Here is a 14268-nt window from a genome sequence, read left to right as displayed (position 1 = left end):
ATTAATCATTTATGCATTTGCGAAGCGAATAAAATAGATCAATTAACAGCTTAATGTTTTCTACTCTTTGAATCACTAACTGGTGATATGTTGCTTCATCAAAGTAGTCTGAGCCATAATAAAGATTAAATATATTAAAACTCATTCTCATTAATAAAAACGTTTTATTGTTCTTGTTTATAACGTTAATATTTGTATCTGGTTTTTTGAATAATAGATTATCTAAAATTTCATCATCAATTACCTTAGATAGATCAAAACCATCAGATTTTGTATATAAAACGTATTTTTCTTTTTGGTAAGATTTTAACCCATTTATTAGATATTTAGTAAAACCTGGGTTTTGATCTTCTTTATTGTTTAATAAAGCAAACGGTTCATCTAAAACATTATTGACTTCTACCCAATAATAACAATCATATTTATATGGATAGTTTAATGAATATTTGGATTTACAAAATTCTAAACATGTAATTCTTAAATCGTTCTCTTTTTCTTTAACTAAATATTCTTGATAAAAATTTTGCTGGCTAAATTTCTTATCTAGATTTTGAATCTCACCATCTGATGATTTAATGATTTCTTTAATAATATCTTTGTTAACAAAGTTATCCTTGATTCGTTCGATATTAATTTTTTTAGCATTTTTTAAGCCTTCAAAAATACCTTTTGATTCATACTCATTATTAAGTTTTTTTCTTAACTTTAAATGTAAGTAATAATGTCCAATAGAAATGATTAAACTGATTGGGAAACAAGCAAAATATAACCCAAACAAAACCTTTGGAACTTGAGTAAATCAATAAGTAGATATCAATGGAATAATTAATAGAACTCAAGAAGCAATAACAACAATTCTTCTTATCTTTGGATTAAGAATTTTACTCACCATAAATTTTAATTACACCTTCAAGAATAATATAAATAAACACAGTTCCTGGATCGTACATGCCGATCGATCTTTTTCCATGATAAGAAGCCCGACCTACTTTTGATTTTAATAATAAACATTTATTGAAATTTTCATCCAATATCTTTTTACTTTGAATTAATAAATCTTGTGTTGCAAGATCGTTATTTAAATAAAGGTATTTTAATACAGGATATAAGATATCATAAAAGCTTTTAGCACCGATTCTTAGATTATATTTGTTCTTACAATCTAATAAAGCTCGATAAAAACACTCAATTACATAATTACGGGTTGCTTCGTGTTGTTTTAGATAATGAGCTGCTTGATAGGTTAGATCATATAAGATATCACCAAGAGTGGTTTTAACAGTCTCTTTAATATATAAAGCAATGATAATTAAAGAATTATAAAGATTTGGCTGGCTATCTTCACGATTAGCAAATCGTGAAATTTTATTAATAAATGGTGTTAGCGAATAACCAAAATTTCCATTTGATCCCTTTTTATCAATCAAATTAAGAAATTGTTCTGAATAAGTGAAATTATCAATTATTCTAATTAGTAAGTTAATAAAAGCAGAGCGGTTTTCCATCTTTTTGCTTTAATACAAAAAACAGATTAGTTAAGCTAATCTGTTTAATTATAAGAATTAATTTAATTCTGATTTAGAATCTTTAGTTTGTTCTTGCTTAGATTCAGATGATTCATCTTTTTTATCATCCAAATTAGCTTTTTCAGCTTCTTCTTCTTTTTTAGCTGCAGCCTTTTCTTTAAGTTGTTCTTCTTTTAATTTAAGAATTGGCTCAGGCAATTTTAAGTGCTCGTGAATGTAATCAATATCGTTTTTAACAATTGTTTCTTGAATTAATAATGCTTCAACGATAAGTTTTAATTCTTTTTGATTTTTTTCAATAATTTCATAAGCAACTTTGTATTGGTGTTCTAAAATCTTAGCAATTTCAGCATCAATTTTTTGTGCAGTACCTTCTGAGTAATATCTTGCATTAGGATTAATTCCACCTTCTGAAGGCAAGAATTGAGTAATACCTAAATCTGACATACCTAATTGGGTAACCATCGCTTTAGCAATATTAGTTGCTTTATAGAAGTCATTAGATGCACCTGTAGAAATTGCATCCTTACCAAAAAATAATTCTTCAGAAGCTCTTCCTCCTAAAGCACCTGCAATCATATTTAATAAATCGGTTTTTTTCTTTAAGTTAAGTTCAGCATCTTTAGGAGTTGATAATGTATAACCACCTGCCTGACCACGAGGAATGATCGTAATCTTTTGAACTTCGTCAGCACCTTTTAGGTGTAAACCTACTAAAGCGTGACCTGCTTCATGGTGAGCCACCTGATTCTTCTCGAAATCACTAATCACTCTTGATTTTTTAGCAGGACCCGCAATTACACGGTCGATCGCTTCATCAATATCAGTTAATGAAATACTTGTACGATCAGCTCTAACTGCTAATAAAGTTGCTTCGTTTAATACGTTTTCAAGTTGAGCGCCACTGAACCCTGGTGTTCTTCTAGCAATATCTAACAAGTTAACTTTAGATGAGATGTTTTTATTTCTTGAGTGGATCTTTAAGATCGCTTCACGTTCTTTAATATCTGGAAGATTAACTTGAATATGACGGTCAAATCGTCCTGGACGTAATAATGCATCATCTAATACGTCTAAACGGTTAGTAGCAGCCATTACGATGATTCCAGTTCTTGTACTAAAACCATCCATTTCAGCTAACAATTGGTTAAGTGTTTGGTCTGTAGCTGAACCTGCAGAAATTTCGTACTTACCACGTTTAGAACCCACTGAGTCAATTTCATCGATGAAGATAATACATGGAGCTGCTTTTTTTGCCTTAGCAAATAAGTTTCTAACTCTTTTAGCACCAACCCCAACTAACATATCTTCGAATGCTGAACCAGTAACTTGGAAGAAAGGAACACCAGCTTCACCAGCTACTGCTTTAGCTAATAATGTCTTACCAGTACCTGGAGGTCCATATAAAACCACTCCTCTAGGTGTTCTAGCACCCATTTGAACGTATTTTCCTGGACGTTTTAAATAGTCAACTAATTCAATCAATTCACTTTTTTCTTCTTCAATACCAGCAACGTCAGTGAATTTAAAAGTTGATTTAGCTAATTTAGCTTGTGATTTACCAATTGTAAATACATTTTCACCATCTTCACCAATTGCACCACCAGCACCCATAGTTCTGCTAAATCTTCTAGCAATAAAGATGTATATTGCAATTAGAATTACAAACGGAATAATGCTTGCTAAGAACTGCGTTAATACTGCAGCGCTTTGATCTGGTAATTGAACATTACCAACTGCTAGTAATCTATTAATTCCAGCAACCGCGCCTGCTTGACGGTATGAATCCATACTTGCAGTAAGAACATTGAAATCGTTTGGTAAGAACTTTTCATTAGCTAACGGAATAGCTGTTAAATTAGTTGTTAATACTGCACTGTATCCACCACCTTCATTAACTAATGATGCAATACCTCTTGTTTGGTTAATTGTTAGGTTAGCAATATTAAATACTGTGTCATTAACAGAAGCATTAGATGGTCTGATTAATGAAACAAAGAAAGATTGACCGTTAGCATTATTAAGGTTTCTTAAGAAAACATTAATAGATAATGACAAGCCTGATGTGTAAGTGGTTTGATAACTAGATCTGCTTAGATCAAGGATAAATTGTCCACTTTGACCATTAATTGTTGCAGAAGCAATTAAATTACCATTATCATATCTAATGTTTGAAATGTTTGCTATCGTATTTCTTGGCAAAACATAAAAAAGAATTAGACCAATGATGATCGCCATCACAATGATAATTCCTATTGTTTTCCAAATTATCGATTTAACATTTTTGGGCGGTTTAGCGTTTTCTGTTACCCGCTCATTAAAATTTGATGTGTTCGACATATTGAATTATTATAGTTTATAAATCTTTATTTTTTATCATTTAACGCCATGTGCGCTACGTAAGGAAGATTTCTTAATTTGTCTTTGTAATCAAGTCCAAAGCCAACTAAAAAGCCGTGTGGAACCTCAAAGCACACATAATCTGCTTTGATATCAACCTTGCGACCGGAAGGTTTATCTAAAAAAGTTAATAGTTTAACTGATTTAGCACCTCTTTGTTTTAATAAATCTAAAACAATTTTGATTGTATGACCGCTATCAATAATATCTTCAACTAATAAAACGTTTTTATCCTTAACGTCATAAGCTAAGTCCATAACGATTTTTGGAGTGCCTTGTGATTTGGTTTCACCCTTGAATGAACTTAAAGTCATAAAATCCATAATCACTTCGCATTCAATTTTATCTATAATCTTACCAATAAAAGGTATGCACCCTTTTAAGATTCCCACTAAAACGATTTCATCATCTTTGTAAGTTTTATTAATTCAATTTGCAGCTTTTACTGCAGCTTCATTAATTTGTTCGTTCGTAATTAAAATTTTTTCAATCGTGTAGTTTAACTTTGCCATAATCCTATTATCTATTTATTAGTATTCATTAAAACCACACACGAACAAGCAATTTCATTTCTTGGTTCTTCGTAGCTTTTAGCTTTTACGTTAACAGAATTACATCCAGTTAATTTCATTAAAGAACTTTTTATCTCTAATCTAATTGGATCAATTCTGATATCTTCAGCAAATATCGTTAAATCGATATTAACAAAATCTAACTTAAGCTTTTTAATTAGCTTTAAACAGTAATTTAAGATTGTTTTAGAATCCAAGTCTTTATTAGCTGAATCATTTTCGTTGAAGTACATACCGATATCACCAAAGCTGCCGCATCCCAACACAGCATCACTTAAAGCGTGAAGTACTACGTCGCCATCTGAATTTGCAATCACTTGTTGATCTGTCTTTACAGGAATTCCACCCAGAAAAATCTGGTTGTTTTTCTTATTTTTAAGTTTGTGGCTATCAAAGCCTTGGCCGATTCTAATATCCATATGTTATTAGTAAAAATTATAAATTATAAATTTTTAATTTCTATTAATCTAACTTGTTTGATAAAATAATCCGATTTTAAACAACAAATTTTAAACCTCAGATTTTTGAATATTTCAAAATTTTACACAATCTTTTGTTTTGCTCTAAATAACTCGTTCATAATAAAACAAGCTTGCATTATTAAATATTGATCAATTTTCTTAAACCTATAAAAGATATGTAATTTTTTTTAAAAGAACGTAAAAAAATTTAATAGATTGCGATCTATTAAATTCTTAACTTGGTTTATTCTATGCTTTTAAACTAAAAAGCGTTGTATATTGTGAATCTTCCCAATGATACCATTCAGTTTCTTACAGTTGTGGTAGAGTTATTGCTATCTGGGTAAATTCTCTTTTCTAAAGTTAAATTATCAAAAGTAATTGAGCGGTTAGCTTCATCAATTGAGTAAGGTGGTCTGCCATCCTTAGCAGATACATTAAACTGTAAGTAGCTGTTATTTAGGTTGCTGTTAGAAGAATAGAATGAAGCTAAAAGAATTAAATTAGAATCCGTTGGATCGATTCTTGTAATAACAAATGGTCTGTTATTATTAATTGTTACTAGTCCGTTTATCTTTTGGTATTCAGTGCTGTTTAAAACAAAGTTTAATAAGGTTACTATTTTATTATTAGATTCATTACGGTTACTTATAATAAACCAGTTTTTATCTGTGTTTTTTACTCAGTTAGGAAATTCTTTATTTGTAAAAATGAAATTTGAATCAGTTGTGCTTGGATTCCCTCTTAATAAAGTTTTTAGTAATTGTAATGTTGATACACTTGGAATTTGGTTAAATAAAGGGGTTCTCAACGTAATGTTGTTATCTGCTAAGTTAATTACAACAGTCGATCTATCAGCACCAGGTAATTCTGTGTGCGTCATTTGGCTAGGGTCTACTGTTACAGTTAAAGCAGATGGGTTTGAATTTGGAGATGGATTTACAACTGGTGGTTGAGTTGGAGAAATTGAATTAGGATTAGATGGAGTAACTGGATTTTGGTTACTTGATTGGTTAGGGTTAACTGGATTTGGGTTGTTAGGTTCTGATGGCGAAATCGGACTTGTATTTCCTGGTTGACTTGGATTAATTGGAGTAATAGTTCCAGGTTCACTTGGGTTTAATGGATTAGTTATGTTTGGTTGACTTGGGGTTAATGGATTTGTTGGGTTAGGTCTGTTAGGACTAACTGTATTTGGGTTGTCAGGCTGACTTGGATTATTTAAATTTGGATTAGTAGGTGTAGATGGATCTGTAAAACTTTTTCTGGTTAGCGTAAGAGTTGAACAACTGCTTAATAAAATTGATGGAATTGATAACGCTAAAATTGCACCAGTAAACCTTTTAATTTTGCTATTCTTTCTAATAAAATTCATAATATTTGTTAGTTTAACTATTATTACCAAAAAACATTTTTAAAAATCAAATGCGCAAGTCAATAAGCACATCATAAATAATGGTTTTTTAAGGATAACCTTAAATTATTTAATAATAGTTAATAACCCTCCAATTCTAATCTATATCTATATTATATAATGATTGTATAATTATATTTTAAATTTTTTGGTTAAGTAATTAACGAATCATAAAAGCTGTTTTTAAAAGAAAAATTTATCTAAAAAGCGTTGTAAATAGTAAATCTTCCTAAAGCTAATATTCAGTTTCTTACTGAAGTTACAGAATCATTATTGCGTGTATAAACTCTCTTTTCTAAAGTTAAGTTGTCAAAAGTAATTGTTCTGGTTTCTTCATTAATTGTGAACGGATTATTACTATTTTGAACAAGTAGATTAAATTGCAAGTAGCTATTTGTTACAAAGTTGCTAGTTGAAAAATCAGATCCATCGTACGAAGCTAAAATTGGCAAGTTTCGATTCGAAGGATCGATTCTAGTAATAATATTTGGCTTAACGTTATTAATTCTTATTAGGTTATTAAATTTTGCGTATTCACTACTATTAAGAATAAAATTTAATAACGTGACAGCTTTTCCTGCTTGAGTGCCGCTACTAATGTAAATTAGGTTTTCATCACCATTACGTTTTCAGTTTCCATCTCTATCTGTAAAGATAAGATTAGGACTGTATAAAGATGGACTTTTTAAAATTGTGTTTAAAAGTTTTAATGTTGTTAATCCAGTGAATTTAACCTGAAATGGTTTATTCAACGTGATGTTATTGTCTGATAAATCAACAACAACATTTGATCTATCTGCACCAACTAAATTTGTATTCTGCATTTCATTAGGTTTTATGGTAACACTTAAAAATGCAGGTTTAGGATTTTCAACAAACGGTTGAATCGGACTGGTTGGATCGGGTGTGAATCGTTGACTTGGGTTTTGACTATCATTAGATCCTTCTGGATTAGTTGTATTCGGATTACTATCTTTATTTGGATCTGCAAAGCTTTGTCTTGTTAATGTAAGAGCAGAACAACTACTTAGGAATATTGACGGGATTGCTAGTGCTAAAATGGTACCTTTCAACCTTTTAATTTTGTTATAAGACTTCATAATGTTAATAACCTTAAACTATTTATTCGACAAAACTATAATTCAAATTCATTTTTTCTAAAAGTACGGACATTTTATGAAAGATTACCATACCTTTTAATGATCGCTAAACAGCCCTAAACTCAATATATTTTTGTTATTTATTTATGTATTACTATTTTAAATTTTTTTATTTAAATATTGGTCTATTAACTTGCGAGATCTCGTAATTTTTATTCAAAATTTATAAATGAAATTTTATGAGCATTAATACGACATTTTGAGAACCCTATGCCTAGTATATAATCGACTCACATAAGAAATTAAACGATTATTAATGTTTCTTATTAATGAGAAAATTAAATCTAGTCAGCTCGTTAATATTGTTATTAAACGAATTTTATTTATTTACTATCATTAATTATGAAATCTTATTGATAAAAGTTTTGCTTCCGCTAACATAAAGAACGAAACTAACGAAAGAAATCAAACACTAATTTTATCGGTAATTCTTTTGCATTTTTGTAAGATTCCAGTCCTGGTTTTTGTTGAGCAATCTCAATTTCTACAGAAAATATGATATTTGTTGCTTGACATTTCATTTATATAAATCCTTATCACAAGCCTTTTTATTATCAGAATTTCTCACAAAAGTTTTAGTTATTTCTTATACTCGTGGTTAACCAATACTTAAAGCAATCTCTTGATGACGAATGGTAAGATTAATGATTCTTTAGCGTTTTCTATATCTGTTTATTTAACAACATCATCAATAAATTTTTCTAGTTATTTCATTTTTTCTTATAATATTTTGATTCTCTTTACCTTATTTTTAGTAAATTTATATCAACTTTTCTTTTGAATTAATGAATGACTTTATACAAGATTTAATTTAACCTTCATTTTCTTATGTTTTCCTATTTAAGCTATGTAAAAAATTAAGAAAAAACGTAAAAAATAAAAAAAGTTAATAAAAGGTTTGTTAACTATATACCAAACTTTATTTATGTATAACCTACTAACCTCAATTTATTTCTCTAACTGATTTAGGGTTTTCGTTTCTAGTAACTGACTTAATTGTACCATCACCTACTCTAATTACCATTGTTGCAATATCTGCTATCAATGGGTTGTGAGTAACAATAATTAAAGTTGTTTTGTTTTTCTTGTTAATTTCCACAAATTCTTCTAAAACAACCTGAGTCATCTCTTCATCTAAAGCACCGGTAGGTTCGTCCCCAAAAATGATTGTCGGGTTTTTAGCAATAGCTCTAGCAATTGACACTCTTTGTTGCTGACCACCTGAAAGTTCAGTAGGCAACTTATTTCGTTGTTCATACATTCCGATACTTTTTAGCAACTCATCAATATCTTTACGTTTAGAAGCATCCCTTTGTAAAAATGCACCAATTTCAATATTTTCCTTAACGTTTAAGTTAGGTAACAATCCATATTGTTGGAAGATATAACCGATGTTTTCTTGTCTAAATTTAGTTAATTGGGTATCTGAAAATCCAATTAAATTCTTATTCGCAACAAAAGTAGTTCCACTGCTGGCGCGGTCCATGCCCGAAATAATGTTTAATAAAGTTGTTTTACCACTACCAGACGGACCTAGAATAACAACAAACTCTCCTCAAGGAACTTGCAAGTTTACGTTTTTTAATACCTTGGTAGTTTTTACTCCATTTGAATAATATTTTGAAACATTCTTTAGATCAATAACAAAATCAGGACGTATCGGGTTAGCTTGTCGCACCTTATGTGGTTTGTTTAAAATCTCAACTTTACTTACTTCTAAATTTCAAAAAGCTGTTTCTTGATTTTGTTTAAATTTATCGATTTTTTTATAAATATTTGCTAACTTAACCTTAGCAAAATTCTTAAGGTGTAACAACTTAAAAAAGTCTTTAATTTTTTCTTCTCTTTGTTTGATTGAAATCTTTGTTTTTTTCAATCAACCATTACCTAAATAAGCATCGTCAGAAACGTGTTGTTCTAGCTTTTTGAAATAATCAATCATCACTGCAGATTCTTGATTAAGCAAGGCTTCATACTCCTGTGACGTTCTTACATACTGTTTTCTTTCAACTGATCGTTTCTTTTGTTTTAATTCAAAAATATAATCGTTAATCTGATAAATTAATTGATTGCTTAAATCATTAACGTAATCAATGAATTTTCTAACTAAATATTGTTTTTGCTTAGTTTGGTAATTGTCATAACAAAACATCTTACCATAGTTGTTATCTAAAGCTTGCTTTAATGAAAGTAAGTTGTTACAAAAACTATTAACTTGTATTCTAAAGTTGGGTCTTAATGAACAAACTGCTTCAGTCTTTTGTCGCATGTAATAAATTACATTACCGATATAAGAGTTATAGATATTATTAAAATCTCCGAAATTATCGACAAAAAAGACTGTTGGTTGATCCCAGTCAAGACTAATATAATCTAGTTCAATAGCAATTTTAGCCTCTTCAATCTGTTTAGTGAACTGAAAATTCGACATAATAATTCATTAATAATTTTTAATCTCTTGAGCAATCTTCATCTTTCTTAAAGTGTATCAATTCGTAAAGAACGAGATTGAAAATATCCCCATCACCCCAGCTAGCGCACCTAATATGTGGATAATACTAATTGTGGTAAATAGTGCGATTGAAGCTGATTTTAAAATGATTAAATTATAAATGTTAACTAAGATTAACGAGATTGGTCCTCCAACTAATAACCCAAAAATGAAAACGGGGATATAAATTGATAAGAATGAAAGAATGATAGCTCGATCAGAAAAACCAAGTGCTTTCATTCTGATAGCAATCTTTTTTAGTTCATCAATCAACATATTTGAAATCAAAATAACAATTAACGTAACAATTGGAACAATCATTGCAATAATCACGTTTTGAATCGTTAATGATGTTTTTGAAATGTTCTCAAATATGGTTTGGTTTGAACTACTGTTATACAAGTAGTTAATCATCGTGTTATATGGCAATGAACCATACACTGTTACTAACTTTTTGATGTATTGAGCAATATCTTGATCAGTTGGTTTTAATAATGTTCAAGTATGAAAATTAGGATTATCAAGATTTTTAACTTCACCAAGAGCAACTAGCAACGCCTTGTAATCATCAACATATGCTTGCTTAGTGGTTGATAATTGATCATAAGACATTACTGGGTCTAAAGATGAATAATAGTTAAGAATACTGTTGCGAATAATCTTTTGTAGTTGCTTATTATCTTCTGAAAAGTTAGATGTTGAAGGAAATAAACCAGATTCTGAAAACAACGGAGTTGAACGTTCAAAAGCATCTAAATCATCAGAGAAGTAACCATTAAACGGTAATTGGTTTTTAATTTCGAAATCACTAAACCCTAAAAGTTTATTTGCCAAATCATAAGATGTATAGATCTCGTTATCTCTAGCCGAACTTGAGATATCAATTACCCTAAATTTAACTTTTTGATTTTTTACATAATCATCGTGATTAATAATATTTAATTTATCCGAAATTCGATCAACCCTGTTTTGGATTGTAAAATCGATCGTATCTCCAATTTTTCAATCATTATCTTTAGCAACGAATTCATTTATAATAATCGGATTATAATCGGTTTTTTTAAACAATTCTTCATTAAGAACTACGTTGTTTTTGTTATACAAAATTGGACCTAAATAATTGTTACGATCCACCTCATCTAACTTCGTAGTTTTAATTCAATTCTTTATTCCCCTGATTTGGAATTTCTTATCGTTATTAGTTACTGCATCAATTCTTGTATAAGCATATTTAGGTGATTGTTTAGTTTCTAAATTCCCTATTGTTTTTGCACCTAAGCCGATTACATTATACGTAATCTTGTAATCTACTAAACCGTAGGTATTATTTGAAATGTTTTCAAATTGTTGAATTAAGAAACGAATAAATTCAGGTTTTAATACCCCACCACTTAGTGCTTGGTCTTCATTAATCTTGTATTCATTACGGTTTAATTGGGGGTTAAATACAATCTTAATGTAATAATTCGGGTTGTTATTAGCAGGAGTTTTTAGATCTGGATACACGTGTTGAGCAATCGTTCTAAGAAAGATCTCATACGATTTTTCTGAAGCCGCTGCTTGGTTTGAAGGCATCAATGAACTTGATAAACTTCACGGGTTAGCACTCAACACTCCTAGACCAATTAAATAATCTAAACCAATCTTTGATTGAACATAATTTTTAAGGTAAGTAATCTTAGAATTTTGGTCTATAATATCGTTTAATCCGACAATGTGGACATTGTTTCAACCTGCTTGGTTCGGGTCTGTTCTTGAGTTTGATAAGAAATAGTTTTTATGTTGTTCTCATCCAGGTAAAATTGGATCAGTTTTGCCAAGATCTTTAAACTCTTGGTACATAATCAACCCCGATTGTTGAGTTGGTGTAGCTAGATCAACATAATATTTATAGTTGTTCGCCCCAAAAGTGTCTTTTTTAGCTTTATCATAAACGTTCAGTGTTGATAAAGAAAAGATTAATACAATCATCGTGGCGGCTGATAATACACATAGTAAGAATAGCTTTCACATTGAGTTGAAAGCAATTGAGATTCTAAATCGATCCATTACCGATAGCATTGCTATCGGTTTTTTAATATAAACCGAAATCTTACTGACTTTGTATTCACTATCGTTTTTTAGCGAATCAACAACGTTTTTCCGCATTAAATATACGGATACTAAAAAACTTGTTACCCCAAAGATTAACACGGGTAAGAAGAAAGATGTGAGTAAAGCAGTAGCACTAAATTGCCTCAATTCGACGGGTATGAATCAGAAACTGCTAAACGCATTAATAGCAACTTTTTGTAAGATGAAACCTAAAATGTACCCAAACATCCCACCAATCAGCGAGGGAATAAAACTAAAGATTGCCATTGATAGGTTAATCTTAGTTTTATTAAATCCGTTAGCCAACAATATTCCTAACGTTTGCCGGTTTTTCTCAATATAGTTTTTAACAATTAAAATCCCTACCATTAGTGCTAAAGAAATAATGATAGCAGTTAACATCAACGAAGTGTTTTTAATCGTGTTTAATAACGATGGAATAAATGTCGTTCGAGCTGCTGTTAAATTTAAAATATTCGCAATATCATCGGCAAAATAAGCAGCTTTTAAGTTTGGCGGCCACGACATGTTTACTGCGGCTCACTGATTAATTTTATTTAGAACTGCTTTTTGTTGGGCTTGACTTAAATTCCGGTTTTCAAACCTTCCCACAATGTTGGTTTCAATTGGGTTGGTACTAAAAGCTTCACGTAAACGTGAATAACCATAATCATTTACGTAATAGATTCTTTGGTTTACTGGATTGGGGATAAAGTTCGTAAAACTATAGATCGGATAAACAAACTCTGGGGTGATTCCCACTCCTAGAATAAGGTATTTGGTCTGATCAATTTGAATCTTATAACGATCATCAATCGCATTAAACTTTTCTAAAAAAGCATCGCCATTAAGCGATAATAATTCGTCGATCGTTTTTTGATCTTCAAAGGTTGCTTTCTTTTCTTTTTCTTGATCATATTTCCAGTTACTTGCTGAAACTATAACAAAATAACTGGTGGGGTTAATTAATCTTATACTTAATGGAACAATCTGATATTTCCATTGAAAATTAACGCTTCAATTGTTATTAATCGGATTGGTTTCTGTATCAATGAACTCTTCAATTCTTAAAAGATCATTATTATCTAAAGGAGTGTTATTAATGACTTTTTTAGCCGCTATAACAAACTTAGATAGATTCTGGTCAACCGTGTTTTCATTAATACCAGTTAAAACAAGACTTAAGATTGATTTAAGACTTTGATTATCCTTGAGAAAACCTGGCACTTCATCAGGTCTAAGTTTGTTAAATTCGGATTTAAGCTTAAGGAACTCATCTACAACTTGTTGATAATTATTTCCTGCGTTGCTAATATTTTGACCGTCATATAAAACTAATTTATCAACTTTGTAATCAGTATTATTTCGAACGATCTTTTTTTGTAAGTCACCCTCACTAACATCTAATGATTCGTACCTTTCGAACTGAATCTTTTCTTCATTTAAGATCTTGTCAATTCGCGCATTAGGGTCTGATTGTAACTGATTTTTTAACCGGTTTGACGCAGTTAAAATTTCATTTTGAACGATATTAATTCTTTGTTGGTTTGACAAATTTGGATTTAAATTTATCTCATAACTTATCAAATTCGCATAAATATTAGCGCTGTCGTTGCTAATAATATTATTTAAATATGGTGTGATTGATTCTGGTGATAAGAAAATATGAACTTTGTTGGTATTAGTTGATTTTGGATTTGGCACCACAACTGACGGATCTGAGTCAAATTGTAATGTCCCAAAGTCATATTTTTCATTAATTACTAAATCAGCCGCATTACCCTTTTGATTAACATAAGCGTACGAGCTTTCTAAATTCTTATTCGTGTTATCAAGCAAAGAATAAGTTAAAGAAGACAAGAAGATTAGAAACGTTAAGCTTACTAAAGCAACCTTGGCCTTCTTAAACGACCGGATAACACTCTTAATTAAATTAAACACTTATATTTAAATACTATAAATACTAAAAGTATAGTTGTTATTATACCAAATGAGTATTTTTTAACCTAGTACGTCTTTTACTTAAGATTATAATCTTATTAATTTACCTATTTATCAGGATTATTTAATCGATAAATTGAAATGCTAAATAATCGTTATATAATTATGATAATTCTATTTTAGATAGAAAAACATATAGTATTTATCAA

9 protein-coding genes are annotated in these 14268 nt (G+C 30.0%); all 9 read right to left on the bottom strand.

Features of this window, described 5'->3' with window-relative positions:
* Position 1: 1 nt before the first annotated feature.
* Positions 2 to 892 (bottom strand): hypothetical protein, encoded by an 891-nt coding sequence (locus P690_RS0103070; protein WP_027122298.1) that lies wholly within the window; start codon positions 890 to 892, stop codon positions 2 to 4.
* Entirely contained in the window at positions 882 to 1505 is a 624-nt protein-coding gene (locus P690_RS0103065; RefSeq protein ID WP_027122297.1) for a DAK2 domain-containing protein, read from the bottom strand. The genes P690_RS0103070 and P690_RS0103065 overlap by 11 nt, the downstream gene beginning before the upstream one ends.
* Before the next feature lie 57 nt (positions 1506 to 1562).
* Positions 1563 to 3866 (bottom strand): ATP-dependent zinc metalloprotease FtsH, encoded by a 2304-nt coding sequence (gene ftsH, locus P690_RS0103060; protein ID WP_027122296.1) that lies wholly within the window; start codon positions 3864 to 3866, stop codon positions 1563 to 1565.
* Between the two features lie 26 nt (positions 3867 to 3892).
* Entirely contained in the window at positions 3893 to 4438 is a 546-nt protein-coding gene (gene hpt / locus P690_RS0103055) for a hypoxanthine phosphoribosyltransferase (protein ID WP_027122295.1), read from the bottom strand.
* 11 nt (positions 4439 to 4449) lie between these two features.
* Positions 4450 to 4917: a 2-C-methyl-D-erythritol 2,4-cyclodiphosphate synthase gene (gene ispF, locus P690_RS0103050; RefSeq protein WP_027122294.1), complete on the bottom strand. Its 468-nt coding sequence runs from the start codon at positions 4915 to 4917 to the stop codon at positions 4450 to 4452.
* Between the two features lie 304 nt (positions 4918 to 5221).
* Entirely contained in the window at positions 5222 to 6334 is a 1113-nt protein-coding gene (locus tag P690_RS0103045; RefSeq protein ID WP_027122293.1) for a hypothetical protein, read from the bottom strand.
* 239 nt (positions 6335 to 6573) lie between these two features.
* Positions 6574 to 7446: a hypothetical protein gene (locus P690_RS0103040; protein ID WP_156920505.1), complete on the bottom strand. Its 873-nt coding sequence runs from the start codon at positions 7444 to 7446 to the stop codon at positions 6574 to 6576.
* Between the two features lie 1024 nt (positions 7447 to 8470).
* Positions 8471 to 9964: an ABC transporter ATP-binding protein gene (locus P690_RS0103030; protein WP_245576694.1), complete on the bottom strand. Its 1494-nt coding sequence runs from the start codon at positions 9962 to 9964 to the stop codon at positions 8471 to 8473.
* A gap of 9 nt (positions 9965 to 9973) precedes the next feature.
* Positions 9974 to 14059 carry an ABC transporter permease gene (locus P690_RS0103025; protein ID WP_027122290.1) on the bottom strand — a complete coding sequence of 1362 codons (4086 nt, stop codon included), beginning with the start codon at positions 14057 to 14059 and terminating at the stop codon, positions 9974 to 9976.
* Positions 14060 to 14268: the final 209 nt, after the last annotated feature.

Source organism: Mycoplasma imitans ATCC 51306 (assembly GCF_000518305.1).
Classification (GTDB): domain Bacteria; phylum Bacillota_I; class Bacilli_A; order Mycoplasmatales; family Mycoplasmoidaceae; genus Mycoplasmoides; species Mycoplasmoides imitans.
This window is presented reverse-complemented; position numbering and strand designations above follow the sequence as displayed.